This is a genomic window from Nocardia sp. NPDC050718 (assembly GCF_040654235.1).
In the GTDB taxonomy this organism is placed as follows: domain Bacteria; phylum Actinomycetota; class Actinomycetes; order Mycobacteriales; family Mycobacteriaceae; genus Nocardia.
In genome coordinates this window covers 1,601,132-1,626,547 of the sequence record NZ_JBFAHQ010000001.1, presented here as the reverse complement: position 1 = coordinate 1,626,547, position 25,416 = coordinate 1,601,132, and the positions used below count along the sequence as shown (strand labels likewise).

The window sequence follows — 25,416 nt, the reverse complement described above, 5'->3', positions numbered from 1 at the left end:
TAATGGCTCAGCTCGCCATGGTCATGAACCTGGACAAGTGCATCGGCTGCCACACCTGCAGCGTCACCTGTAAGCAGGCGTGGACCAACCGCGGCGGCACCGAATACGTCTGGTTCAACAATGTGGAAACCCGCCCGGGACAGGGCTATCCACGGCAGTACCAGGATCAGGAGAAGTGGAAGGGCGGCTGGACGCTGAACAAGCGTGGCAAGCTGTCGCTGAAGTCGGGCTCGCGGTTCAAGCGCCTGATGAACATCTTCGCCAACCCGGATCTGCCCACGGTCGAGGACTACTACGAGCCGTGGAGCTACGACTACGACAATCTGCTGGCCTCCCCGCCCACCGACACCACCCCAGTCGCGCGGCCGAAGTCGCTGATCACCGGCGAGGACACCAAGGTCACCTGGGGCGCGAACTGGGACGACGACCTGGGTTCGGGTCCCGAAGCGGTCGGCAAGGACCCCTTGCTCGGCAAGCTCGAGGACAAGGTGAAACTGGAGTTCGAAGAGACCTTCATGTTCTACCTGCCGCGCATCTGCGAGCACTGCCTGAACCCGTCGTGCGCCGCGTCGTGCCCGTCGGGCGCGATCTATAAGCGCGAGGAGGACGGCATCGTCCTGGTCGACCAGGACAAGTGCCGTGGCTGGCGGCAGTGCATCACCGGCTGCCCGTACAAGAAGATCTACTTCAACCACAAGACGGGCAAGGCGGAGAAGTGCACCTTCTGCTACCCGCGCGTGGAGGTCGGCATCCCGACCGTGTGCTCGGAGACCTGCGTCGGGCGGCTGCGCTACATCGGCGTGATGCTCTACGACGCCGACGCGGTGCTCGAGGCGGCGTCGGTGACCGACGACAAGGACCTGTACCCGTCCCAGCTCGGCGTGTTCCTCAACCCGCACGACCCGCGGGTGATCGCGGAGGCCGAGGCGGCCGGGATCTCGCCGGAATGGATTCAGGCCGCGCAGGATTCGCCGGTCTACAAGCTGATCGTGGACTACCAGCTGGCACTGCCGCTGCACCCGGAATACCGCACCATGCCGATGGTCTGGTACGTGCCGCCGCTGTCGCCGGTGGTCGACGTGCTCAGCGAGACCGGTCACGACGGTGAGGACGCGGGCAACCTGTTCGGCGCCATCGACGCGCTGCGCATCCCGATCGAGTACCTGGCCGAGCTGTTCACCGCGGGCGAGATCGGGCCGGTGCGCGCCTCGCTGCAACGCCTGGCCGGCATGCGCGCGTTCATGCGGTCGGTCAACCTCGGTGAGGAGCCCGAACCCGGGATCGCGCCGTCGATCGGGCTCGAGCCCGAGGAGATCGAGGCCATGTACCGGCTGCTCGCGATCGCCAAGTACGAGCACCGCTACGTGATCCCGTCCGGCGCGACTTCTCGTGCGCACGAACTGGATTCGCTGGCCACCGGCTGCAGCCTCGACACCGACGGCGGACCGGGCATGACCGCGTTCGACCAGGTGGTGGAGAAGTTCTCGCTGGCCGACACCAATCAGGCCGCGCCCGAGGAGAAGTCGGGCCGGATCAACCTGCTCAACTGGGACGGCCGCAGCACCAGCGGGCTCGTGCCGAGCAGCGACAAGCTTGCGCCCACCGCGAACGGCAACGGCGCCGCCGCAGGGAGCAACGGCAACGGCAGCAACGGCGCTGCCGTCGCCGACTCCACGGTCAGCGGTGCGGCGCAATGAGTCTGCTCTCGATCCGCAGGCGGCCGCAGCCGGTCACCGCCATGCCCGAGCACGATCGGCGGGTCGTCTGGCGGCTGGCCGCGCTGCTGCTCGACTACCCCGGTGAGTCGACGCTGGCGCTGCTGGACCAGATGTCCTCGGCGGCGGCCGCATTGCCCGCCGAGGTGCGGGCGCACTTCGACGCGGTGCTGACCTATCTGCGCGAAACGCCCTCGATCGAGGTCGCGCAGAGCTATGTCGAGACCTTCGACATGCGCCGCCGCGCCAGCCTGCACCTGACCTTCTACGCCTACGGCGACACCCGCAAGCGCGGCATGGCGCTGCTGCGGTTCAAGCACGCCTACCGGCAGGCGGGGGTGGAACTCGGCGACGAGGAACTGCCCGACCACCTGCCGGTGCTGTTGGAGTTCGCCGCCACCGTCGACCCGATCGGCGGCGAGCGCCTGCTGGGTGAGCATGTGCCGGTGCTGGAGCTGCTGCGACTGTCGCTGGGCGACAACAACTCTCCCTACAGTGGCGTCCTCGCCGCGGTGCTGACGACGCTGCCGCCGGTGACCACCGCCGATCGGCGCCGCATCGCCGAACTCGCCGCGCAGGGCCCGCCCGAGGAGGAAGTCGGGCTGGAACCCTTCGCCATGGACCCCTCGTTGTTCGACGCCACGGAAGGCCGCCGATGAACGCCACCATCCCGCTCCCCGAAGGCCTGTGGCTGATCCTGCCCTACATCGCCGCCACGTCGTTCGTGCTCGGCCACGTCTGGCGCTACCGGTTCGACCAGTTCGGCTGGACCACCCGGTCCTCGCAGATCTACGAGTCCAAGCTGTTGCAGCTGGGCAGCCCGCTGTTCCACTTCGGCATGCTCGGGGTGTTCGGCGGGCACGTGATGGGTCTGCTGATCCCCGAGTCGTGGACCAGCGCGCTCGGCATCTCCGAGCACGCCTATCACCTGGTCGCGGTGGGCGCCGGGTCGGTCGCCGGGCTGATGGTGGTGGTCGGCGTCGCCATCCTCTGCTACCGCCGCATCGTCGTGCCCGCCGTGCGCAAGGCCACCAGCCGCAACGACGTGATGATGTACACCCTGCTGACGCTGGCCCTGGTCACCGGCCTGCTCAACACCTGGGGCTCCAACCTGCTGTGGGGCACCTACAACTACCGCGAGACCGTCTCCCCCTGGTTCCGCAGCCTGTTCACCATCAACCCCGAACCGGGCCTGATGGTCGGTGTCCCGTGGACCTTCCAGCTGCACGGCCTGGTCGTGCTGGCCCTGGTCGCCGCCTGGCCGTACACCCGCCTGGTCCACATGTTCAGCGCCCCCATCGGCTACCTGACCCGCCCCTACATCGTCTACCGCCGCCGCGAAGTCGACACCAAGGACAAGACCCGCTTCGCCAAGGCCTGGGACGCCCCGGTCACCCCCGACCGCTGGTAGGACCCGGTTTCCGCGCGCTCGTACCCCCTGACCCGGGCCAGTGCCATACTGGTCCGGTCAGCTGGAACACCGACTAGCGAGGGGACCGATGACTGCAGATCCGATGCCGCTGCAAGAACCCGCCGACCCCGAGGCATTCCCTGATTGGCTGGTGCCGCCGCCGGAAGGATTCACCGCCGACGATCTGGATCGTCTGACCGGCCTTCCCCCGCACACCGAGCTGATCGACGGGAGCCTCGTCTTCGTGAGCCCGCAGATGAAGTTTCATATGCGTGTCATCCGGTTTCTCGACACCGAACTGAACAGGCAAGCTCCAGAGCTGTTCGAGGTGTGCAGGGAGATGACGGTCACGATAGGCCCACGTCAACGCCCTGAACCGGACGTCATGATCGTCGACGTGGCGGCGGACACCGGGCTGGAGCAGACCACCTACCTCCCCCACGATGTCGTGCTCGCGATCGAGGTGGTCTCCCCCGACTCGGTGATCCGTGATCGCAAGCGCAAGCCGGTGCTCTACGCGGACGCAGGCATCCCCCACTTCTGGCGCGTCGAGAACGTCGACGGGCGCGCGGTCGTCTACGTCTTCGAACTGGACCCGGCCACCGGCCAGTACGCGCCGACCGGGATCTACCACGACACCCTCGAGCTGACCCTGCCGTTCCCCATCACCCTCGATCTGGCAGAGGCCACGGCACCTTAGGGCTCGGAGCCGGATGCCAACGGCGAGGCGCGGGTGATCGCGGCGGGGTGAAATCACCCGTTCCGGGTGAGGTGGGCGCGTCGATGCCGCGCTTAGCCTCGGGCGGGACCGTAGTCGGTTCCGCAGGGAGGTTTGTCATGTCCGAGACGCGGGGCTCAACGCCCGAGCAGATGCGCGCGACGATCGAGTCCATCTCCACGCCCGATGTCATCGACAGTCCGTTCGGCGTGCTGAAGTTCTTCGACGGGGTGCCGTTGCCGGAGTCGCTGGACACGCTCTACGACGGTCTCGACCTACTGCGCGGTATCGATGTGTTCCTCAACTGTGTTCCGGGTGCCTCGCTGGTCGCCTTCCGCGCTGGCCTGCGGTCGCTGGGCATCGGCGGCTACGCCATCGGCTTCTCCGATCCGCGCGCGGACTCCCGGGGCATCGCGCTGACCCCCAACACCGAAACCACCTACGGCACCACCTTTCTCGATCTGAAAGCGTGGGGGCCGACGGTGATCGAGGCACCGCCCCGGTCGATGTGCGTGATCGACGACTTCTGGTTCCGCTACGTCGCCGACATGGGTATTCCGGGTCCCGACCAGGGCGCGGGCGGCAAGTACCTGTTCGTCCCGCCCGGCTACACCGGCGACCTCCCGGACGGCTATTTCACCTACCACTCCGCGACCTATACCGACTGGGTGGTCCTGCGCGCGCTCGGCGGGGTGCCGGAGTTGCAGCGCACCCGGATCTACCCGCTGTCCGAAGCCTCGGATCCGCCCGTGAACGAGTGGATCGACTTCGCGCAGACGCCGTTCAACACCGTGCACGCCAACGACGTGTCGTTCTTCTACGAGGTCGACGAACTCGTCCAGGAGGAACCGGTCACCGCGCTCGACCCCGAACGCGCCGGACAGCTGGCCGCGATCGGCATCGTGCACGGCAAGCCCTTCGCCCCCGACGACCGCCTGCGCGCCGTTCTCGACAAGGCCGCCCGGGTCGGTGCCGGGCTGTCGCGCGCGATCGCGTTCACGCCACGGGACGAGGAGACGGTGCTCTACGGCAGCTGGCGCAATCTGTTCGTCGGCGGCAGTTACGAATTCCTGCGCGACGGCGCCCGTCTGCTCGACGCGCGCACCCGGTTCCACTACATCGCCACCGTCATCACGCCGGCGATGGCGCACGCGGTGGCCGGTGCGGGCTCGGCGTACACCTACACCGTGCACGACGCCAACGGCGACATCCTCGACGGCGCCCGCACCTACCGGCTGCACGTCGACGCCGAACCACCGGCGAAGAACTTCTGGGCCGTCGACATCTACGACACCCAGACCCGGTCGCTGTTGCAGGTCCCCGACACGCTGTGGCCTGCCGTTGCCTCGAACTCCGGCGACCTCGTCGCCAACGACGACGGTTCCTGGGACCTGTATTTCGGCCCGCAGGCGCCGACCGGCAAGGAGTCCAACTGGGTGCAGACCGTGCCGGGCAAGTCGTGGTTCCCGCTGTTCCGGCTCTACGGCCCGCTCGATCCGTGGTTCGACCAGACCTGGAAACTCAACGAATTCGAACCGATCTGAGGCTCAGCCCAGGGCCTTGCGGACGGAGTCGAACCAGGCCTGGGTGTCGACGAGACCCTTCTCGTTGTCCTTGCGGCCGCCGACGAAACCGAACAGGTCGGCGGCATAGCGGCTCAGGACGGTGGTGTCGGTCTCGTCGAGTTCGGTGAGCAGGTCGGTGTCGCCGAGCAGGTAGGCGACGACGGCGACCTGGCCCGCGGGCCAGGCCTCGCGGTGCTCGGCCCAGCCGTCGGCGCGCACGGCGCGGGCCTTGGTCAGCAGGTCGGCGCGCAGGGCGTCGCGGTCGGCGTCGCTGGGCCGACGCGGCTTGCCCCAGGTGATCCGTTTCGCGTCCGACATGGGCGATCCTCTCGCTGACGTGCGGCGTACCGGGTCGGCGGGCGCCCGGTCGTGCCTCGACTGTCCCAGATCGAGGTCCGCCGACCGCCCACCGGCCCCGCCCCGCGCTACCCGGCGCGCAGGAACCGGCCGGTGCGCTCGGCGCCGAGCGCGGGATCCTTGCTGCCCGCGCCGAACACGTACCGCCCGCCGACGAAGACCGCGGTGACCGTCTCGTCGTTGCGATTGACCATGCGCGGCAGGTTGTCGAACTCCGGGATCGGGTGCTCGGCGTACGCGTCGAGCGTGTCGTCGAGGTGCGCCGGATCGATGACGACGACATCGGCGCGGTCACCGACGCGCAGGTGGCCCGCGTCGAGGCCGTACCAGTCGGCGAGCTCGCCGGTGATCCGGTGCACCGCGTGTTCGATCGTCATGAACGGGGTGCCCGCCCGCTCGGCGTCGGCGACCCGCCGCAGCAGGCGCAGGCCGAAGTTGTAGAAGGCCATGTTGCGCAGGTGCGCACCCGCGTCGGAGAAGCCCAGCTGGATACCGGGATCGGCGGCGAGGATATTGAGCACCTCGGGCCGGTGGTTGGAGATGGTGGTGCGCCAGCGCAGCTTCGCGCCGTGTTCGACGACCAGATCCAGGAAGGCGTCGACCGGGTGCACACCGCCGCGGTCGACCCCGACCTGGCCGAAGGTCTTGCCGATCACGCTGGGGTCGGGGCAGTCGACGATGTCGGCGTCGAAGAAGTCGCGGTGCCAGACACGGGGCCCGTACTTCTGGTCGTAGTCCTTGCGGAACTTGCGCCGGTACTGCTCGTCTTGCATGAGGTGGCGCTGTTCGTCGATGTGGTTCGCCAGGTGCAGCGCGGCGGCGCCGGAACCGAACTCCTCGAAGATCGGCAGGTCGATGCCGTCGGAGTAGACCTCGAACGGCACCGGCAGGTGCTGCCAGCGGAAGTCGCCCCGCAGCGCGTTGATCGCTCGCGCGAGCAGCGGGAACACCTTGGCCACCAGCGGAATCGCCTTGATGTCGGCAGCCGAGAGCAGGCTGACCTTCAGCGGCTTGCGCCACAGGCCGATGCTGCTCGCGGCCATCGCGATCATCGTGTCGGAGCGGTTGACATCCGGTCCGCCTTGCAACGCGCGACCCCGTGTCCGCAGGATGGTGTTGAGCGTCTTACGCTCGGCCCTGGTCGAATACGTCGAGGGCAGGGTGCGCGAGCGGCACAGTTCGCCGTCGAGTTTGTCGAACAGCAGCCGCTGCGAGGACATGCCGACGAAACCCGCGTCGAGCGCCTCGGTCAGCTTCGCGGCCATGGCGGCGAGTTCGGTGTCGCTGGGCCGCACGTCCTTCCGGGTCGCGCGGTCCAGGCCCATCACCGCGGACCTGATGTCGGAGTGACCGATGAAGCTGGCCACATTCGGGCCCAGCGGCAGCGCGTCCAGCGCGGCGGCGTACTCGGCGGCGGAATGCCAGCTCTTGGTCTGCTCCACCGCCCGCACGACGTGGGCGCGCGGAATCGCCTCGACCCGGCCGAACAGGTCACCGGCGATCTCGCCGTCGACGTGCACCGTCGACAGCGAGCACGAACCGAGCAGCACGGTGGTCACGCCGTGGCGCACCGATTCCGACAGCGACGGATCGAGCAGCACCTCGACGTCGTAGTGGGTGTGGATATCGATCATGCCGGGCACGACCCACCGGCCGGTGGCGTCGACGACCCGGTCGCAGCCGGTCTCGTCGAGTGGCGTCGCCGAGATCGCGGCAACCTTGCCGTCCTTGATCCCGAGGTGGCGGATCGCGGACGCGGCGCCGGTGCCGTCGAACCAGCGGCCGCCCTTGATGATGCTGTCGAACATAGCTTTTCCTCTTAGAGCGCGAGATCGCGTCGGGTGACCTTGCCGGTCGCGTTGCGCGGCAGGGCGTCGGTGGTGAGCCGCCAGCGGGCGGGCACCTTGAAATAGGCGAGCCGCGCGGCGACGAAGTCGCGCAGTTCCTCCGCGTCGACCGCGCCGGGCTCGGCGACCACCACGGCCGCCACCTCCTGGCCGAGATCGGGATGGGCGACACCGAACACCGCGCACTCGGTGACCGCGGGATGCTCGGTCAGCACGTTCTCGATCTCGGTGGGATAGACGTTCTCGCCGCCGCGCAGGATCAGGTCGGTGCGCCGGCCCGAGACGGTGAGCCTGCCGTCGGTGACGGTGCCGAAATCGCCGGAGCGCAACCAGCGTTCGCCGTCGATGGCCTTGGCGGTGGCGGCGTCGTCGTGCCAGTAGCCGAGCATCACATACGGGCTGCGGATGCAGATCTCGCCCTCCTCGCCGTCGGGGACGACCGCGCCGTCGGCGTCGCGGATCTCCACCGCCACCCCGAAGATCGGCTTGCCGACCGAGGCGTCGTCGGCGAGCAGGTCCAGCGGCGTGGCCACCGTCGCGGCGGTGCCGCTCTCGGTGAGACCGTAGCTGGTGGTCAGCGCGAATTGCAGGGACGGGATCTTCTCGCGCAGGCTGGCCAGCAGCGCGGGCGAGGACGGTGCCGAGTTGAGCGAGAGGGCGCCCAGCGAGGACAGATCGTGCTGGGCGACATCGTGATCCAGCAACCGCGAAGCCATGGTCGGCACGGCGGCCCAGTTGGTGACCCGCTCGCGCTCGACCAGGCTCAGCACCCGGCCGACCTCGAACGCGCCGTGCGGGAACACCGCCGCCGCGCCCGTCACCAGCCGGGGGATGACGAGATTGTGCAGGCTCGCGATGTGGAACAGCGGGGCGGTGACCAGGTAGCGGCGATCACTCGGCGCGTCGCTGGGCGGCTGGCCGGCGAACGCGGCGAGCATCGCGTCGGTGAAACGGTGATAGTCGCTGATGGCCACCATGTTCCGCTGCGAGTGCACCACGCCCTTGGGCCTGCCGCTGGTGCCGCTCGTGTAGAGGATCACCGCCGGATCGTCCTCGTCGACCGGCGTGTCCGGGATCTCGCCACCGCCGAATTCGGCGATCAGGGCGGGCAGGTCACCGTCCATGGTGAGCACCGGGATATCGGTGCCGGTCTCGGCGAGCAGCGCGGCCCGTTTGGCGTCGGCGATCACCACGGTGGGCGCGGCGTGCTCGAGCCCGTAGGCGATCTCCGGCGGCGCCCACCAGGCGTTGTAGCCGACCGGGATGGCGCCCAGGCACTGCGCGGCCCAGAACGTGATCACCCAGTCCGGGCCGTTGGCGGCCAGGATGCCGACCCGGTCGCCCTTGCCGACGCCGTAGCGGGTCGCCAGCGCGGTGGCCAGCGCGCCCGCGGCCGCGGCGTGCTCGGCGAAGGACAGGCGGCGGTCCTCGGTGATCAGGTAGTCGCGTTCACCCCAGCTCCGCGAGTGTTCGAGCAGCTCACGCAGGCTGCGTCGGCGCTCGGCCAGCACCGGGATCGGCACGCCGAGAACGGGTTCGACGGTCAGCTCGAAGGGCGCGCCGGGCGCGGTCAGGCCCGCGGCGACCTTGGCCACGAATTCCTGCGGGTCAACTACATCGGTCATGGTCTTGTTCTCCATCAGGGGATGAGGACGGCGCGTCCGCGGATCGCGCCGGCGTCGAGTCGGTCGAAGGCGGTTCGGGCGTCGGCGAGGTCGAAGCGTTCGACCTCGGCGCGCACCTTGCCCGCGGCGGCCAGGGTGATCACGTCGACGAGGTCGCCGCGGGTGCCGCCGTAGGACTTGCGCACCGTGGCGCCCCACGGCAGGCCGGGTCCGCCCGCCGGGCCGGAGTCGATGCCGGGGATGCCGCCGGCCAGCCCCACCATCCGGTAGGCGCCGTTGGGGGCGACCGTCTCCACGGCCAGCTTCGCGGTGGCGTCGGCGCCGACGAAGTCGAACACCGCCTCGGCCCCGCGGCCGCCGGTCAGCTCGAGGATGGTGGCGGCGGTGTCCGCATCGGCGGTCAGCGCGACGTCGGCGCCGCAGGCGGTGGCCAGCGCGAGCTTGTCGGGATCGACGTCGACCGCGATCACCCTCGTGTCGGTGAGCGCCTTCAACAGCTGGACCGCGACGTGGCCGAGTCCGCCGATGCCGATCGCGACCGCGGTGGCGCCCGGCCACAGCTGGTCCAGCGCGCCGCGGATGGCGTGCATGGGGGTGAGCGCCGCGTCGGCCAGTGGGGCGGCCTGCGCGAAGTCCATGTCGCCGATGGGGACGAACGAGCGCACCGGGATGCGCACGTACTCGGCCATCCCGCCGTCGGGGCCGAGGCCGGGGCACGGCGGCATGGCCGTGCGACCGGCCGCCAGGCAGACGTTCTCGTTGCCGTGCAGGCACTCCCGGCACTCACCGCAGGACCAGCACAGGTACACGAGTCCACGCTCGCCGACCCGGCGGCCCGCGACCCGCGAGCCGACGGCCTCGATGGTGCCCGCGATCTCGTGGCCGAGGGTGAGTGGCCGCTCGCTCATCGGGAACGGCAGGCTCAGCACGAACGAATCCGAATGGCAGATCCCCGCCGCGCCGACCCGCAGCAGCAGATCGTCGGGGCCGAGGTCGGGCACCGGCACGGTCCGCAGTTCGAGGGTGCCCGGCGCGGTCAGCTGCATCGCGCGCATCGTCATCGCCGCTCTCCCATCGCGTCGAAGGTGGCCTTCAGATACCGGTCGCAGCGGTCGGAGCCGATCAGGCCGGTCGCCATCCGATTCATGGTGTAGGCGAAGGTGATCCGGCGATCCAGGTCGTTGACGACCATCGACCCGCCGTAGCCGGCCCACCAGCAGACCCGGCCGTCGGGGATGTGCGGGAAGGTCTGCGGCCGGGGCAGCCCGTAGCCGATGCCGAAGCGCAGCGGGGTCAGCAGGGCCAGGTCGACGCCGTCGGCCTGCTCGCGGAAGATCAGCTCGATGGTGGCGGGCGAGAGGAATCGCCTGCCGCTGAGCTCGCCGCCGTTGGCGATCAGCGACTGGATCCGGGCGACCGAGCGCGCGTTGCCGTGCCCGTTGGTGCCGCCGATCTCGGCCGCCCGCCAGGCCGGCGTCGCGGTCTCGCCGATCTCGAGCCAGGGACTGGTGAGCGTCTTGATCAGCACGCTGTCCTGGTCGAGGGTCGACAGGTCGAACTCGGGCAGTTCCGGCGGGATCAGGGTGGCGATCCGGTCGGCGTGCTCGGGACCGGTGCCGATGTGGAAATCGGCGCCCAGCGGGCCCGCCAGTTCCTCGGCGAAGAAGCGGCCGAGCGAGCGGCCGGTGATGCGGCGCACCAGTTCACCGATGAGATGCCCGTAGTTGATGGCGTGATAGCCCGACGCGGTGCCCGGCTCCCACCAGGGCGCCTGGGTCGCCAGCCGGGCCGCGGCGGCCTCGGTGTCGTAGATGTCGGCCAGCTCGATCGGTTTCTCCCAGCCGGAGACACCGGAGGTGTGCGAGAGCAGGTGCCGGACCAGGACGGCGTCCTTGCCGTTGGCCGCGAACTCGGGCCAGTAGGCGGCCACCCGCGCGTCGAGGTCGAGTTCGCCGCGGTCGACCAGCAGCAGCGCGCACAGGGCGGTCATCGTCTTGGTCACCGAGAAGACGTTGACCAGGGTGTCGGCACCCCAGCGCCGGGTCTTGCCCGGGTCGGCCCAGCCGCCCCACAGGTCGAGGACCGGCTCACCGTCGATCGTGACACACAGGGCCGCGCCGACTTCGGCGCCCCCGTCGAGTTCCTCGTCGAAAGCGGCGCGCACACCGGCGAATTCGTCGTGACAGAAACCGGCGGCGCTCATCGCGGCACCCCCGCGGTCGCCCGGGCCGGAACGGGGAGCGTATTGCCCGCCGCGGCGGCACGTTTCGCACCGCGCGCCAGCTCCTTCGTCATCGAGCGCACATACGGCTCGAATTCGATCTGGATGGTGTGCCGTGGCGAATCGTAGTAGCGGCCGGTGCGCCGGGATTCCTGCTCGCGCAGCACCGTCTCGATCTCCGCGCGCGCCGGCAGGTGGTAGCGGCCGGTCAGATAGGCGGCCACCAATTTGCTCTGCTGCTCGGCGAAGTTCACCAGCGTCGGCATCGGCTGGGCCAGGCCGAGATAGAACAGATTGTCCACCCCGGGCTTGTGCATCATCTGGAACAGCGGGAACCGGTTGGCCGCGTCGGGGACCAGCGCGGCGTCGGTGAGGAACGGGAAACTGATGTGATAGCCGGTGGCGCAGACGATCACGTCGACCTGTTCGCTGCTGCCGTCGGCGAAATGCACGGTATCGCCGTCCAGGCGGGTGATCGCGGGCTTGCATTCCACGTCACCGCAGCCGGCCCGGTGCAGGAATTCCTCGCTCGCCGACGGGTGCGCCTCGAACGGCTCGTGATCGGGCGCGGGCAGGCCGTAGTTGCGCATGTCGCCGCGATTCTTGCGGACGAAGCGCTGCTTGAGTTTGAGCGCCAGCTTGGCCGGAATCCAGGACGGCATCGAACGCCGGTCGCCCACTTCGCCGTTCACGTATTTGGGCAGCACCCAGACACCGCGACGGGCCGAGACGAACAACTTCGACGCGATGAAGCGCTGGGACAGTTCCGAGGCGATATCGAGGCCGGAATTGCCCATGCCGACCACCACGACCCGCTTGCCACGCATGTCGACCGGATCGAACGGGTCGTTGTAGGCGTGGCTGTGCATCAGCACGCCGTCGAATTCGCCGGGGTAGTCCGGGAATCGGGGATTCCAGTGGTGGCCGTTGCAGACGATCAGCGCGTCGTAGACCTCGGTGTCGCCCGCCGCGGTGGTCACCCGCCAGAGCCCGGCGTCGTCGCGTTCGGCGGCGGTGACCAGGGTGTTGAACCGGATGTGGTCGCGCAGGTCGAAATGGTCGACGTAGTCCTTGAAGTACTGCAGCAGCTGCGAATGGTGCGGGAAGTGCGGCCATTCCTCGGGCGCCGGGAAGTCCTCGAACTGCAGGCGGTACTTCGAGGTGTCGATGTGCAGGCTCTGATAGCAGGCCGACATCCCGTTCGGGTTCTTGTAGTACCAATTGCCGCCGACTTCGTCGGATGCCTCGTAGCAGTCGAACGGAATTCCGTTCTCGGCCAGTCGCTTGGCGACGGTGATACCCGAAGGTCCGGCGCCGATGACGCAGACCCTGGGCAATTCGCGTGTATCCATGCACAACTCCTGAACAGCGCGGTCGTCGATGACCGCGCCGAGTGACGTGAACCACATCGTAGCGTCTCACTAGACATGGTGTCTAGTGAATGGGCGGATCGTCTAAGATAGGCTCATGCCGACCGAACCCGCTGCGCGCCGCGGCTCCCTGCGCGAGGAACAGAAGCGCCTCACCAGGAACAAGATCGTGGAAACCGCGCGGTCGCTGTTCGAGACCGAGGGCTACTCCGCGGTCCGGGTCGACGACATCGTGGCCGCCGTCGGGTGCAGCCGGGCGACGTTCTACCTGCACTTCACCAGCAAGGGCGAGGTGCTGCGGGCGATCGCCAACGAGGGCACGCTGACCAGCGTCCGGGAGTTCTACGCCGACCTCGACCGGGTGCTCACCACCGGTTCCAGGGCCGCGTTCGAGGAGTGGATGACCCGCGCGATCTACTGGTTCCTCACCAACAAGGACATGCTCCCGGCCTGGGACGAGGCCACCGCGCTGGAGCCGGAATTCCGCGCGGTCGCGCGCGAGGGCATCATGACGCTGGCCGACAGCATGCCCGCCTACCTCGCCCGCTGGCCCGAACACCGCCGCGACGAGGCCCGGCTGCGGATCGAGCTGCTGGTGGCCCAGCTCGAACGGTTCTTCACCCGGTGGGCCATGCAGGGCGTCATCGACGTCACGGCCGAGAAGGCCGCCACCGTGCTCACCGACGTCTGGTTCCCCGCGCTGCAGACGCCGACCGAGTAGCCCTCAGCGGGTGGGCCAGCCGCCGTTGCGTTTGCTCTGGTCGATCTCGTCGTCGCCACCGCCGGCGAGGTGCTGGATCCCGAGCTTCTCGGCGAACAGGTGCCGCTGGGTGATCCAGCCGAGCAACGACAGACCCACCCAGGCCAGCACGGAGGTCACCTGCTGCCAGCCGGGCTCGGGATCGCGCAGGAACGCCAGCGAGTCGCTCATCCGGCCCAGGCCGCTGACCACCATGCTGGCGCCGCCGATCGAGGTCAGCCACAGCAGGGCGCGAGCGCGGAACTTCTCGGCCAGGAAGGCGCCCGCCACACACATGGCCAGCGCCACGATCATGCTCAGCGCGACGTTCTTGTCGCCGGGCTGCAACACCGTCGCCAGCTTGGTGCCGATCATCGCGCCGGTGAGGCCGCCGATGAAGTACGACGCGAAGCGGAACACCAGCGAGGTGATCACCCACGAGGACACCGCGCCGATCAGGCCGATCAGCACCAGCCAGGCCAGCGAGGCGTTGAACAGGTCGGCGATCATCCAGCCGAGACCGAAGCCGATCGCCAGAATGCCCAGGTGGACCGACCGGATGCCGTAGAAGCACAGCAGCGCTCCGACCACGACGACGACGATGCCATTCATACGATCCACGCTAGAACTCCGGACGCCGCCCCGGTTCACCCGATTCGGGTGAGGTGGGCGCCGCGGGATCGGCGCACGATCACGCCATGGGAACAACACCTGCGCTGGGCCCGGTCGACTTCCTCGTCCTCACCTTCCCCGGCACCGCGGTCGACGAGTCGGTCACCGACGCGCTCGCCGAGGTCGTCGAGAACGGACTGGTGACCCTGCTCGATCTGATCGTGCTGACGATGGACGACGCGGGCACCATCACCGAGAAGGAGATCGACGACGGCCTGGCCGAGGTGGGTCTCACCGGGCTCACCGCCGCCGACATCGACCTGGTCAGCGCGGCCGACGTGGAGGTCGTGCGCACCTCGATGGCGCCCGGCAGCACGTCGGTGATCCTGGTCTTCGAGCAGACCTGGGCCGCGCGGCTGGCCGGCGCCGTGCGCGGTGCCAGGGGTGAGGTGACGCTGCACGTTCAGGTGCCGCGCGATGTCGTCCAGGCCGCGGTGTCCGCGGCGACGACCGGCTAGGGAGGAATCGTCATGCCACTACGAAGGGGCCGCGTCGGGCGGCCGGGACTGCTGGGCACGATCGCCCGTACCGCGGTCGTCGCGGGCACCGCGACCGCCACCTCCAACGCCGTGAACAACCGGGCCAGGAAACGCTCGGCCGAGCAGCAGGCCTACGCCGATCAGCAGAACTACGACCAGCAGCAGGCCTATGCCCAGCAGCAGGCCTACGCCGCGCCGCCACCGCAGCCCGCGCCCGCGCCACCGCCCGCCGCGCCGGTCGACCTGGTCGCGAAGCTGAAGCAGCTGAGCGACCTGCACGCCGCCGGTGCGCTCTCCGACGCCGAGTTCGCCGCCGCGAAGGCACAGCTGCTCGGCTGAGACCACGCGCGCAACAGCGCCCCCGGCCCTGGGCGGCCGGGGGCGCTGTTCATGAACCCCGAGCTGGGTCTCAGGGTGTGACGATCGGGAACCTCGGGTCGGGCGTCTCGATCAGGCCGACCAGCGTCTTCAGCACCGCCTGATCGCCGTCCATCGTGACGCCGTCGAAGCCCTGGCCCGCGAGCCCGAGCAGCAGTTGTGTCTTGGTCAGCGTCAGGGTGAGGTCGGCGGGGCCGCGCAGCGGGGCGTGGTCGGACGCGGTGCGGTGAGTGAGCGCGCCGTTGGACATGGTCAGCCGGGTGACCGTGGCGCTGTCGGTCAGGTTCAGATCCAGCGCGAAGTCCGATTCGGCGGCGCGCAGGCCGTTGATCCGGATCGCGATCGAGTCGATGATCATGTCGACCGTCAGCGCCGCCATCATCTCCGGATCGGCGGTGTCCAGGCTGACCGGCGTCGGGCCGGTACGCAGCTCGGTCGCGCCGACGAGGAAGAAGTTGCGCCAGGTGCCGTTCTCGCTGCCGTAGCCGAGAGTCTGGTAGACCTCCGCCAGCGCCTCCTTCGCCGCGGTGTTGCCCGGGTCGGCGAAGACGGCGTGATTGAGCAGCGTGGCCGCGAACCGGTGATCACCCTCGGCGGCGTAGGCGCGCCCCTTGGCGACGACGGCGTCGACCCCGCCGTAGTCGGCGACGTAGCGCTTGGCCTGCTCCACCTCGGTGTGCTCCCACAGGTGCGCCGGGTTGCCGTCGAACCAGCCGAGATAACGCTGGTAGATCGCCTTCACGTTGTGGTTGAGCGAGCCGTAGTAACCGCGGTTGGCCCACATGCCGTCGAGCCCGGGCGGGAAGGTGAGGATCTCGGCGATCTCGGGACCGTTGAGGCCCTGGTTGAGCAGGCGCAGGGTCTGATCGTGCAGGTAGGCGTACATGTCCCGCTGACCGGCCAGCCACGCGGTCCAGTTGTCGGCACCCCAGGTCGGCCAGTGATGGGAGGCGAAGGCGACGTCGGCCTTGTCACCGAACAGCGCGATGGCCTCGTCCAGGTAGCTGGACCAGATCCGCGAGTCGCGAACGAGCGCGCCGCGCAGGGTGAGCACGTTGTGCATGTTGTGGGTGGCGTTCTCGGCCATACACAGCGCCCGGCGATCCGGGAACAGGAAGTTCATCTCGGCGGGCGCCTCGGTGCCCGGGGTGAGCTGGAAGACGATGCGCACGCCATCGATCACCTCTTCCTGGCCGGTCCGGGTGATATCGACCGTCGGCGGGATCAAGGTGACCTTGCCGGTGGAGGTGGTCATCCCGAGGCCGCAGCCGATCTGACCGTCCGGCGCCTTCGCCAGGCCGGTGCCGTACATGAAGATCGCCCGGCGGGTCATCGCGTTGCCCGCGTAGACGTTCTCGCTGACGGCGTGCTCGAGGAAGCCTTCCGGGGCGAGGATCGGCACCTCCGGGTGCCCCTCGGGAACCACGCCGCGCGCACCGCCGAAATGGTCGCCGTGGGAGTGCGTGTAGATCAGGCCGGTCACCGGCCGGTCACCACGATGCTTGCGATAGATCGCCAGCGCGGCCGCGGCGGTCTCGGCGGAGATGAGCGGGTCGATGACGATCACGCCCGTCTCGCCCTCGACGATCGTCATGTTCGACAGGTCGAAGTTGCGCACCTGGTAGATGCCCTCGGTGACCTCGAACAGGCCCTGGATGTTGCAGAGCTGACCCTGCCGCCACAGGCTCGGATCGGCCGTCGGCGGGCATGGGCCGTCGAGGAAGTCGTAGGCGCCGAGGTCCCAGACGACCCGGCCGTCGGCTGCGGTGATCACCGGCGGGTCGAGCTTGTCGATCAGGCCGCGGTTCGCGTTGTCGAAGTCGGTCGTGTTCCCGAAGTCCGGATTCGTGCTCATGGTCCACCTTGCCTCGTCGGAATCCTGGCGGTCCCGCGACCGTAGCCGCGCCGGGCGGCGCGGAAATCATCCGTTGCGGGTGAGTTTCGGCTGGGCCGGTGTCGTCAGATCAGGCCGACCCGGCGGGCGTTACCGATCGCGTCGGCTCTGGCGTTGACCCCCAGCTTCTGATAGATGCCACGCAGGTGGGTCTTCACGGTGTTCACCGAGACGCCCATGTTCGCGGCGATATTGATCGCCGTCATGCCGGACGGGAGCTGGCGCAGCACCGCGAGTTCGGTCTCGGTGAGCTGTGGCGCGTCGGTGGCGGGCGCGCGATGCGACCGGACCAGGTCGACGAACGCGTCGAAGCGGCCGAACCGCCCGCCCAGCCGGTCGAGGGTCTCGGCCGCGCCCGGCACATCGAGGAACGGGCGGATCAGCCGCTCACCGCAGGCGAGCGCGAGCGCCTGCTCGAACGCGCTCTCGGCCTTGCGCGGGCGGTCCAGCCGGTCGGCGGCGACGCCCTCCAGCAGCCAGGCCGTCACCAGCGCACCCGCCGTCAGCTGCGGGGTGCCGCCGAGGACCGGCTCTAGCAGGGTCAGCGCGGCGCTGGGCCGATGGGTGTAGACGGCCAGGCCCGCTTCGGCGACGGCCAGCTCCGGGGTCGGCCCGAACACCCGCGTCGCGTGATCGATCAGGTGCTGGGCGTCGGTCTTGGCCTGCAAGCGCAGCAGCACCCACAGCACGTCGGTGACCAGCGTGCCGATGCCGAAGGCGGCCGGGGAGTCGTCGAGCAGCCGGTGAGTTCCGGTGCAGAGCATGGTCGCGGCGGCCGCGCGGTCGGGGGCCGCGTCGAACATCAGCACGCCGGTGATCACCGCGGCTTGGCGGGCGGGCGCCGGGGCACTCGCCTCGGCCGCCGGTCCACCGGGCTGGCCCGGCGGCGGCAGCTGCACGGCCTCGCCCTGCTGGTAGGCGCCGTAGGCCGCGATCAGCCGGGCGAACACGCCCTCGGGGGCCTGTGCCAGGTCGTAGCGGTCGGCGCAGTCGATCGCCACCTCGGCCAGGGCCCGCAGGTCACCGACCCGGCCCGCGTACCCGGCGGCGACCGCGACCGCGGTCCGCGCGCGCACCGCGACGCTGCCGAGCCCCACCTCCTCCGCGTGCACGATGGCGTGCCGCAACGCGGCGGTCCCGCTGTCGAGCGCGCCACCGGTGACCTCGGCGGTGCCGCAGTGCAGCGCGGCGTAGCAGTCGAGATCGGGCTGCCCGGTGACCGCGGGCAGCGGCCAGCTCATCGAGGCCGAATCCCCCACCAGCACGGCCAGTCCCGCGCTCACCGCGCGGTCGAGCGAGGCCGTCCAGGTGTCCGGGACCAGTCGCGAGACCTGCTCGGACCCGACGTGCGCGGCCTCGAGATACACCTCGGCGGCGGCGATCTCCCCCGCCTCCACCGCGACCGCGGCGCGCAGCAATCGCACGAAGGTGTCCTCGGTCGCCTCGGGCAGGAACTCCATGGCGGCCAGCAACTGCTGGCCCGCGCCGTCGAGGACCATGCGCGGACCCCAGTCCCGCAGGAACGCCACCAGACCGGGGGTGCCCGGTTCGGCCAGCACGTGATCGAGCGCGGCGCCCGGCAGCGCGGCCGCGCCGAGCCACTCGGCGATGCGACGGTGCACCGTCGGCAGCCGGTCGGCCCGCGAGTGCGCGGCCTCGGCCAGCAGATACGCCCGCAGCAGCGGGTGGTAGCTGTGCCAGAGCTGACCCGCGTCGGCCACGGTGTGCATGGGGAAGTTGGCCCGCAGCAACTCGTCGACGATCCGCGCCGCGTTGTCGTCGGTGAGTTCCTCGGCCAGCGGCAGGCAGAACCGGGTCGGAACCGCGGTGACCAGCAGGAAATCGAGGGTCGACGCGGGCAGCGACTGCATCAGCTCGGCGACGAGGAAATCGGCGACCGCGTGCGAGGGCCGGGCCAGCGTGGTCAGCGCGGTATCGCGATCATCGCCGTTGGCGGCCACGTAGATCGCGGCGATTCGCACCAGCGCGGCCCAGCCGCGGGTCAGCGCGTGCACCATGGCGAGCTCGTCGTCGTCGAGCCGGCAGCCGTGCTGGGCGAACAGCTGGGCGATCCGCTCCGGCGACAGCGCGAGTTCGCCGACCCCGATCCGGGTGAGCCTGCCCGCCAGTTCCAGCGCGTGCCAGCGCAGCGGCGGATCGAACCGGCCCGCGAGCAGCACGGTGACCGTGCCGGGCAGATGCGCGAGCAGGTATTCCAGGCCGGCCAGTTGCAGCGGGTCGGTGATCAGGTGGGCGTCGTCGAGCACCAGGACGGTGTGCTCGCCGCGCGCCGCCAGCGCGTCGACCAGTTCGGCGGCCTGATCGGCCGGGGTGCGCAACGTGGTGTCGACGGCGTCGGCGGGCCGGTGCGTGATCCGCGCGAGCGCCGGGATCAGCTCACCGCTCTCGGCCAGCGGCGCGGTGACGGTGAGCCAGCCGACGGTGGCCGCCCTGGCCTTGCGCGACCTGGTCACCCAGTCGACCAGCGCGACGGTCTTGCCGCTGCCCGCCGGACCGGACACCAGGACGGTGTGCCCGCCCGCGGTCTGCGCGCGGTCGAGCCGGGCGCTGAGGTCACCGGAGCGCACGGCGGCGAAGGACAGCTCGGGAATCTGGGCACCGGCCACGGAGACGTTGTCAGCTAACGCGCGGTACGAGGTTGTCACCACCACACTCCTCAGCTCGTCGACCCCCTGCGGGGTCGATCCACCAGCAGGTTCGACGGTAGGCCAAACGCGACCAGCGCGTTCGCCGGAGTTGCGGCGTCGACGCGCTCGTTATGAGATCGACGTCATCGTGAGGGTTTGCCGCGACCGGCTACCGTTCGGCAACCTCACGATCAGTCGGGCAGGCGGGACATTCCGAGCAGGGTGAGCCCGAGGACATCGATGCGGGCGAGCACGCCGCGCATGGCGGTGTTGTCGGCGAGCTCGCCGTAGAGGGTGGTGGTACCGGTCGGCGAATGGGCGCTGCGCCGGAGTTCCGGGAACGCGGCGACAGCGCGTTCCGTGAGTTCGCCCTCGATGACGAACTGGTAGCGAACCGCATCCGACGTCGGCATGTGTCCAGTCTCGACGACCGGCGCGGCGATCGCCTCATCCGCACGGGATGATTCCGGCGCCACCAGCACCGACGCGGCCCCGAGAGTTTTAAACACTCGTTTTTCTGTTTCCCGGACAGCGCGCTCACCCGGTCGATAGTGTCGCCCACACCCACAGCGGTGGGCCAGCGCGAACAGGAGAACAACCATGAAGACCAACCAGGCTCGGCGGGCCGGCTTCGGACTCACAGCTTTCACCGCGGTCGCCGCGGCCGGCGTCCTGGTGGCGCCGCAGGCCTCGGCGCTCGTCCAGGGCGTCACGGTCAGCGGCAGCACCCACTACGTCGGCACCGCCTACACCGTCACCGCCGATGTCACCGCGACGTCGTTCCTGTTCAAGGTGACCTTCACCGACAACGGCACCCAGATCGGCGAGCCGGTCTCGGTCTCCGACGGCAAGGCCACCATCACCTGGACCCCGTCGACCCCCGGTTCGCACGAGATCAAGGCCGTGCAGGAACTGATCAGCTCCAAGACCGTCACCGTCGAGGTCTCGGCGAAGCCGACGACGCCCGGCGGCGGCACCGGCTCGGCCGACCTGGGCGGCCTGCTGACCGGCTCGGCGGGCTGACCGAGCACGCACCGAACGGCCGCCGCGGACTACCGATCCGCGGCGGCCGTCGACGTTTCCCGGTCAGGCCCGGTCGTAGGCCCGCTGCAACTCGGCGATGTCGAGCTTGGACATCGACCGCAGCGCGGTGCCGACCGCGATGACCCGGTCCGGTTCGCCGCTCATCAGCTTCGGCAGGACCGAGGGCACGATCTGCCAGGACAGGCCGAACCGGTCGGTCAGCCAGCCGCACGGGCCGGGCTCGCCGCCATCGGACAGGGTGTCCCAGAGCCGGTCGACCTCGTCCTGGGTGTCCACCACGACCTGCAGCGAGGCGGCGTCGGTGGGCGGATGGCCCGGTCCGCCGTTCATCAGCGTGACGGCCTGACCGTCGAGATCGAGGGTGACGACGAAGGCCGAACCGTCGCCCTGCCGGGTGACCTCGACGACGCGCGAATTCGGCACCGTCGCGGCGTAGAGCTCACCGGCCGCTTCGGCGTCGGTGTCGAACCAGAGGAAGGTGTTGACGGACATGACGTGCTCCTTCGGGAGAGTGCGTTGGCTTGCTGTCACCCTCTGGTCGGAGCCGGATTCGCCGCCTCGACACATCCGCCGAAGTTTCTTCTATTTCTTTTTTCGCGGCAGGGTCTTGGCGTAGTTCACGCCGCGCTCGACCCACTCGCGCAGCACCGCGTCGTCCTCGACGGCGGCGGTGGCGACGCGCAGCCAGCCCACCATCTCGCGCCCGCCCATCACCATCGGCGCCACCGCGTGCCCGTCGACGAGCGATTCCCCCTCCGCACGATCGACCCGCACCATCAGCCCGCCCTTGCCGCTGGCGGCGACGGCCATGTTGCCGCCCACCAGGAAGGCGAGTCCGCCGAACATCCGTTGCTCGACGAGATCCTGCCCGGGGTAGACGATCTCCCGGATGCGCTCGGCGAGTTCCTCGTCATAGGCCATGGCCCCAGTGTGCGCCGGGGCACCGACAGTTTTCAGACGCCGAGGGCGGCGGCGAACATCGGCCACGAGTCGTGCACGTCGTCCTGCCAGTACGGCCAGGCGTGTGTGCCCGCGGCGCGGAAGCGCACGTCGGCGGGGATGCCGAGCTGGGCGAGCCGGGCCGCCATCGGGCCGGTGCAGCTGCCTGCCACGGCCTCCATCGTGCCGCCGACCAGCAGCCGGTCGACCAGGACGCCGAGATTGCCCGCGATGCTCGGATCGTTGATCGCCTCGTGCTGCCCGGGAATGCCGTTGCCCGCGGACAGGTAGATGGCGGTGCCGCGCAGGCGTTCGGCCTGCACGACCGGATCGTTGACGGTCCAGGCCGGGTCGATCGGGCCGCCCCACATATTGGTGGCGTCCGCGGCGAAGGTCGCCAGCTGGGCCCGCACCAGGGCCTGCGCCACGGGGTTCGCGGTCTGGGTGCAGCCGCTGAACGCGCCGACCGCGCGGTACAGGCCGGGCGCGGCGATGGCCAGGTTCAGCGCCGAGGTGGCCGACATCGACAGACCGGCGACCGCGTTGGCGCCGGTCGTGCCGAACCGCTGAGCCAGCAGCGGCGGGAGTTCGCCGGTGAGGAAGGTGGTCCACTTGTTGCGGCCCAGGATCGCGTCGTCGCGCTGCCAGTCGGTGTACATGCTGGCCCGGCCGCCGATCGGGACGACCACGTTGACCGGCTTGTCGGCGAAGAAATCGACCACGTCGGTGCGCCGCATCCACGGCCCGCCGCTCTCCCCGCCGTCGACCGCGTTCAGCAGGTACAGCGTGGGCGCGCCCGCGCCGGGATGCGACAGCCACAGCGTGATCGGCCGGTTCATCGCCGCCGAATACACGACCACTTCGTACTGCCTGCCACCGAGCGGCCGGACGTCGATGATTCCCGGTTCGGCCGACGCGGGCGGCGCGATCACGAACCCACAACCGAGCAGGACTAGCACACAGCACAGGAGCCGACGCATCCTCCGAGCATGCCCTACCGAACAGCCGATATGCGGCATTGACCGGCCCGTGTCCGTCTCCGCGCGCGAGGCTGGCAAACCTAGGGCATCCCCGCTGTCGCGGTGCTCGAAACACCCGAGGGCAGGACCGCGCGCAGTACGTCGTCGAGCGCGGAAGCGGTGACGCCGAAGGTGGCGCGCAGGGCGGAATCGTCGGCAACGAACTCGCGGTGCGACATGTGCGCGGTCTCGAACAGCTCGCCCCAGAACGGATCGCCCTGCGCGAGCTCGGTGATCTCGGCGTCGGTGAGCACGGCGAGGTCGGGCTCGGGCGCACCGGCCAGCGCCGCCAGCCTGCCCGCGACCGTGCGCACCGTGGTGGTGAGCATCGGCGCGTGCCAGGCCCGGCCCCACGCGCGGTCGTCACGGGCGACGGCGACCAGCGCGGCCGCGGCGTCGTCGATCGCGGTGAACGAATGCGCCAGGTCCAGCTCCTGCGGTACCCGGGCCCGCGCACCCGCCAGCACGGCGGGCTGCACCAGCAGGGAGAAGACCGAGACCGCGCCGGCGCCGAGGAACTGACCGGCGCGCACCTCGGTGACGCGCAGCCTGCCCGCCTCGTGCGCGGCCAGCGCCTCGGTCCACATCCTGGCCCTGACCACGCCCTTGCTGCCGGTGGCGGCCAGCGGGGTCGTCTCGTCGACGATGCCGTCGACGGGGCCGTAGCCGTAGAGATTGCCCATCATCACCAGGTTCGCGCCGGTGGCTTCGGCGGCCGCCCGGATCGAACCGAACAGCGGCGGAACGGTTTCCGGCCAGGTGTGATACGCGGGCATGGCGAGGTTGAACACCGTCGCGGCGCCGGTGGCGTGCGCGATCAGCGCGGCGGTGTCGGTGGCGTCGAGGGCGACGCGGTCGATCCCGGGGTGCTCGGGACCGAGGCCGCCGCGGCTGATCATCGTCACCCGGTCACCGGACTCGGCGAGCGAGAGCGCGGTCGCGGACGCGGTGGCCCCGCGACCGATCACGACATGTTCTTGCATGTGAATTCCCTTTTCCGGCAGGCGATTTCGTGCGATCCGGCAACTGTTCGCCGGGCGCGAAGACAACGATGCCGGGCGCGGGCGGGCTAGACTAGTGGCCGGAATGCCAGCTATCCCAAGGATCAGGCCATGAAGACTGTCGCCGTCGTCGCCGTGCCCCCGGTGAAGTCCTTCGATCTGGCCATGCCGGGATCGCTGATGGACGCGGTGACCGTCGACGGTGCGCCGGGCTATCGGGTGCTGGTGTGCACCGCCGAACCCGGTGTGGTGCTCGCGAACTCGGGCGGGTTCGATGTGGTGATCCCGCACGGACTCGACGTGCTCGAGTCTGCCGACACGGTGATCGTGCCAAGCACCGGCGCGCGGACCGGCGCCGATCCGGCCATCCTGGCCGCACTGCGCGGCGCCGCCGAGCGGGGCACCCTGGTCACCTCGATCTGTAGCGGCGCCTTCGTCCTGGCCCAGGCGGGGCTGCTCGAGGGGCGCACCGCCACCACACACTGGGCCCTGGCCGACGAACTGGCCGGTGCGCATCCCGGGGTCCGGGTGCGCACCGACGCGCTGTTCGTCGAGGACGGCCCGGTCACCACCTCGGCGGGCGCGGCCGCCGGAATCGACCTGTGCCTGCACCTGATCCGCCGGGACTACGGCGCCACCGTCGCCAACGAGGCGGCCCGCGCCGCCGTGGTGACCCCGGTGCGTCCCGGTGGCCAGGCCCAGTTCGTCGACACCCCGCTCCCGCCGGATGACGACCTCTCACTCTCGGCCACCCGCGCCTGGGCGCTGACCAGGCTCGACACTCCCCTGTCGCTGCGCGACCTCGCCGCGCACGCCACCACGAGCGTGCGCACGCTGACCCGGCGTTTCCACGAGGAGACCGGGCTCAGTCCGCAGAAATGGCTGCTGCACCAGCGCCTGCACCGAGCCAGGGAGCTGCTGGAGTCGACATCACTGCCCATCGACCAGGTGGCCAGGCACAGCGGGATCGGGTCGGCGGAGTCGTTGCGACAGCACATGATCCGCCAGCTCGGCGTCCCCCCGAGCACCTACCGGGCGAACTTCACCACGGCCCGGTAGGCGGGTAGGGCTGATACCCCGGCGGCGGAGCCTTGGCGAAGAAGGCGGCGGACCGGGGGTTCCAGAGCAGGACGACCGCGGCCAGGCCGATGAGCACGAGCACCACGGTGAAGGCCAGCGATTGCGGGTCGGCGCCGGTTCCGGTGGCGAGCGCGCTGATCACGCTGACGGCCGAGGACAGCACATTGAGGCCGAAGAACACCGTGCCGGTGATCCGGGCCCAGTTCTTGCCCGCCCGGCAGGCGAAGGCCATCCACACCCACAGCCCCGTCGTCACCAGCGAAGTCAGGATGCCGCCCGCGAGGCCCGCGTACACGAGGACGTCCAGGTCGTCGCCACGGAACACCCCGCCGGACGCGTCCAGCGCGTCGGAGCGGATCTTGTCGATGGTGGTCAGCATGTAGGCGGCACTCAGCACAGTCACCACCGCGCCCGCCAGCATCACATAGAACGCGATCTGCACATTCTGCGGAACGACTTTCGGCCCCGCGTCGACCGGCGCGGCCGGATAGGGCGTCGCCGAGGGATACGGCACCTGCCCACCGGGGGCTGCCTGCGCGTAGGGCGTCGGGCCGTTCGACCCGGCCTGCGCGTAGGGCACCTCGGGTTGCCCTGATGTGTTCGAATATGTCTGGGGCGCAGCTGGATTCGGATAGAGCTCCCCCGCCACACCCGGATTAGGCAGGGGTGCAGCCGAATTCGGGTAGGGCGCTCC

Annotated in this window: 25 protein-coding genes; 10 read left to right on the top strand and 15 right to left on the bottom strand. The window is 69.9% G+C overall.

Annotation, left to right across the window (positions count from 1 at the left end):
- Nucleotides 1–2 precede the first annotated feature (2 nt).
- The 5 genes from narH to AB0H54_RS07625 all read left to right on the top strand — a co-directional run bounded on the left by narH (nucleotide 3) and on the right by AB0H54_RS07625 (nucleotide 5,388).
- Nucleotides 3–1,697 (top strand): nitrate reductase subunit beta, encoded by a 1,695-nt coding sequence (gene narH, locus AB0H54_RS07645; RefSeq protein WP_357344253.1) that lies wholly within the window; start codon nucleotides 3–5, stop codon nucleotides 1,695–1,697.
- Nucleotides 1,694–2,374, top strand: coding sequence for a nitrate reductase molybdenum cofactor assembly chaperone (gene narJ, locus AB0H54_RS07640; RefSeq protein WP_357343565.1), 681 nt, complete (start codon nucleotides 1,694–1,696; stop codon nucleotides 2,372–2,374). Before narH ends, narJ begins: the two co-directional genes overlap by 4 nt.
- Nucleotides 2,371–3,126, top strand: a complete 756-nt coding sequence (narI, locus tag AB0H54_RS07635) for a respiratory nitrate reductase subunit gamma (protein WP_355280716.1) — start codon at nucleotides 2,371–2,373, stop codon at nucleotides 3,124–3,126. The genes narJ and narI overlap by 4 nt, the downstream gene beginning before the upstream one ends.
- Before the next feature lie 88 nt (nucleotides 3,127–3,214).
- Nucleotides 3,215–3,826 carry a Uma2 family endonuclease gene (locus tag AB0H54_RS07630; RefSeq protein ID WP_357343563.1) on the top strand — a complete coding sequence of 204 codons (612 nt, stop codon included), beginning with the start codon at nucleotides 3,215–3,217 and terminating at the stop codon, nucleotides 3,824–3,826.
- Between the two features lie 137 nt (nucleotides 3,827–3,963).
- A complete protein-coding gene (locus tag AB0H54_RS07625) occupies nucleotides 3,964–5,388 on the top strand; it encodes a DUF1254 domain-containing protein (RefSeq protein WP_357343561.1) in 1,425 nt (474 codons plus the stop codon).
- 3 nt (nucleotides 5,389–5,391) lie between these two features.
- Here AB0H54_RS07625 and AB0H54_RS07620 read toward each other — a convergent pair whose 3' ends face one another.
- The 6 genes from AB0H54_RS07620 to AB0H54_RS07595 form a co-directional block, all read right to left on the bottom strand.
- Nucleotides 5,392–5,727, bottom strand: coding sequence for a hypothetical protein (locus AB0H54_RS07620; protein WP_357343559.1), 336 nt, complete (start codon nucleotides 5,725–5,727; stop codon nucleotides 5,392–5,394).
- A gap of 107 nt (nucleotides 5,728–5,834) precedes the next feature.
- Nucleotides 5,835–7,574 (bottom strand): amidohydrolase family protein, encoded by a 1,740-nt coding sequence (locus AB0H54_RS07615; RefSeq protein ID WP_357343557.1) that lies wholly within the window; start codon nucleotides 7,572–7,574, stop codon nucleotides 5,835–5,837.
- Nucleotides 7,575–7,585: 11 nt separating this feature from the next.
- Nucleotides 7,586–9,238: a class I adenylate-forming enzyme family protein gene (locus AB0H54_RS07610; RefSeq protein ID WP_357343555.1), complete on the bottom strand. Its 1,653-nt coding sequence runs from the start codon at nucleotides 9,236–9,238 to the stop codon at nucleotides 7,586–7,588.
- A gap of 14 nt (nucleotides 9,239–9,252) precedes the next feature.
- Nucleotides 9,253–10,293 carry an NAD(P)-dependent alcohol dehydrogenase gene (locus AB0H54_RS07605; RefSeq protein ID WP_357344251.1) on the bottom strand — a complete coding sequence of 347 codons (1,041 nt, stop codon included), beginning with the start codon at nucleotides 10,291–10,293 and terminating at the stop codon, nucleotides 9,253–9,255.
- A gap of 2 nt (nucleotides 10,294–10,295) precedes the next feature.
- On the bottom strand, nucleotides 10,296–11,441 hold the full coding sequence (locus AB0H54_RS07600) for a serine hydrolase domain-containing protein (protein WP_357343553.1): 1,146 nt from the start codon (nucleotides 11,439–11,441) through the stop codon (nucleotides 10,296–10,298).
- Nucleotides 11,438–12,811 (bottom strand): NAD(P)-binding domain-containing protein, encoded by a 1,374-nt coding sequence (locus AB0H54_RS07595; RefSeq protein WP_357343551.1) that lies wholly within the window; start codon nucleotides 12,809–12,811, stop codon nucleotides 11,438–11,440. The genes AB0H54_RS07600 and AB0H54_RS07595 overlap by 4 nt, the downstream gene beginning before the upstream one ends.
- Before the next feature lie 115 nt (nucleotides 12,812–12,926).
- On the opposite strand from AB0H54_RS07595, the gene AB0H54_RS07590 reads away from it, so the two are divergent.
- The gene (locus AB0H54_RS07590) at nucleotides 12,927–13,550 is read left to right on the top strand and encodes a TetR/AcrR family transcriptional regulator (RefSeq protein WP_355280701.1); all 624 of its coding nucleotides are present in this window, start codon (nucleotides 12,927–12,929) and stop codon (nucleotides 13,548–13,550) included.
- 3 nt (nucleotides 13,551–13,553) lie between these two features.
- On the opposite strand, the gene AB0H54_RS07585 is transcribed toward AB0H54_RS07590, so the two are convergent.
- A complete protein-coding gene (locus tag AB0H54_RS07585) occupies nucleotides 13,554–14,180 on the bottom strand; it encodes a DUF4203 domain-containing protein (protein ID WP_357343549.1) in 627 nt (208 codons plus the stop codon).
- An 86-nt stretch (nucleotides 14,181–14,266) separates the two neighbouring features.
- Between AB0H54_RS07585 and AB0H54_RS07580 the strand changes: the two genes are divergently transcribed.
- A complete protein-coding gene (locus tag AB0H54_RS07580) occupies nucleotides 14,267–14,698 on the top strand; it encodes a DUF6325 family protein (protein ID WP_357343548.1) in 432 nt (143 codons plus the stop codon).
- A gap of 12 nt (nucleotides 14,699–14,710) precedes the next feature.
- On the top strand, nucleotides 14,711–15,058 hold the full coding sequence (locus tag AB0H54_RS07575) for an SHOCT domain-containing protein (protein ID WP_357343546.1): 348 nt from the start codon (nucleotides 14,711–14,713) through the stop codon (nucleotides 15,056–15,058).
- A gap of 70 nt (nucleotides 15,059–15,128) precedes the next feature.
- Here the strand turns inward: AB0H54_RS07575 and AB0H54_RS07570 are convergent, their stop codons facing one another.
- The 3 genes from AB0H54_RS07570 to AB0H54_RS07560 all read right to left on the bottom strand — a co-directional run bounded on the left by AB0H54_RS07570 (nucleotide 15,129) and on the right by AB0H54_RS07560 (nucleotide 20,052).
- Nucleotides 15,129–16,952, bottom strand: a complete 1,824-nt coding sequence (locus tag AB0H54_RS07570) for an alkyl sulfatase dimerization domain-containing protein (RefSeq protein WP_357343544.1) — start codon at nucleotides 16,950–16,952, stop codon at nucleotides 15,129–15,131.
- 104 nt (nucleotides 16,953–17,056) lie between these two features.
- The gene (locus AB0H54_RS07565; protein WP_357343542.1) at nucleotides 17,057–19,657 is read right to left on the bottom strand and encodes a LuxR C-terminal-related transcriptional regulator; all 2,601 of its coding nucleotides are present in this window, start codon (nucleotides 19,655–19,657) and stop codon (nucleotides 17,057–17,059) included.
- Nucleotides 19,658–19,830: 173 nt separating this feature from the next.
- Nucleotides 19,831–20,052, bottom strand: coding sequence for a hypothetical protein (locus AB0H54_RS07560; protein ID WP_218718015.1), 222 nt, complete (start codon nucleotides 20,050–20,052; stop codon nucleotides 19,831–19,833).
- Nucleotides 20,053–20,239: 187 nt separating this feature from the next.
- Between AB0H54_RS07560 and AB0H54_RS07555 the strand changes: the two genes are divergently transcribed.
- Complete coding sequence (locus tag AB0H54_RS07555; protein ID WP_357343540.1) at nucleotides 20,240–20,662, top strand: Ig-like domain repeat protein; 423 nt, start codon at nucleotides 20,240–20,242, stop codon at nucleotides 20,660–20,662.
- A gap of 63 nt (nucleotides 20,663–20,725) precedes the next feature.
- Here AB0H54_RS07555 and AB0H54_RS07550 read toward each other — a convergent pair whose 3' ends face one another.
- From AB0H54_RS07550 to AB0H54_RS07535, 4 genes are all read right to left on the bottom strand, one after another.
- A complete protein-coding gene (locus AB0H54_RS07550; protein ID WP_357343538.1) occupies nucleotides 20,726–21,175 on the bottom strand; it encodes a VOC family protein in 450 nt (149 codons plus the stop codon).
- A 90-nt stretch (nucleotides 21,176–21,265) separates the two neighbouring features.
- Nucleotides 21,266–21,604 carry a TfoX/Sxy family protein gene (locus AB0H54_RS07545; RefSeq protein WP_357343536.1) on the bottom strand — a complete coding sequence of 113 codons (339 nt, stop codon included), beginning with the start codon at nucleotides 21,602–21,604 and terminating at the stop codon, nucleotides 21,266–21,268.
- Between the two features lie 32 nt (nucleotides 21,605–21,636).
- Nucleotides 21,637–22,602, bottom strand: coding sequence for an alpha/beta hydrolase family protein (locus AB0H54_RS07540; protein ID WP_357343534.1), 966 nt, complete (start codon nucleotides 22,600–22,602; stop codon nucleotides 21,637–21,639).
- Nucleotides 22,603–22,682: 80 nt separating this feature from the next.
- Nucleotides 22,683–23,624 (bottom strand): NAD-dependent epimerase, encoded by a 942-nt coding sequence (locus AB0H54_RS07535; RefSeq protein ID WP_357343532.1) that lies wholly within the window; start codon nucleotides 23,622–23,624, stop codon nucleotides 22,683–22,685.
- Between the two features lie 129 nt (nucleotides 23,625–23,753).
- Between AB0H54_RS07535 and AB0H54_RS07530 the strand changes: the two genes are divergently transcribed.
- The gene (locus tag AB0H54_RS07530; protein WP_357343530.1) at nucleotides 23,754–24,701 is read left to right on the top strand and encodes a helix-turn-helix domain-containing protein; all 948 of its coding nucleotides are present in this window, start codon (nucleotides 23,754–23,756) and stop codon (nucleotides 24,699–24,701) included.
- Here the strand turns inward: AB0H54_RS07530 and AB0H54_RS07525 are convergent.
- The gene (locus AB0H54_RS07525) at nucleotides 24,685–25,302 is read right to left on the bottom strand and encodes a hypothetical protein (protein WP_357343529.1); all 618 of its coding nucleotides are present in this window, start codon (nucleotides 25,300–25,302) and stop codon (nucleotides 24,685–24,687) included. The two genes, AB0H54_RS07530 and AB0H54_RS07525, sit on opposite strands and share 17 nt — an antisense overlap.
- Nucleotides 25,303–25,416 lie beyond the last annotated feature (114 nt).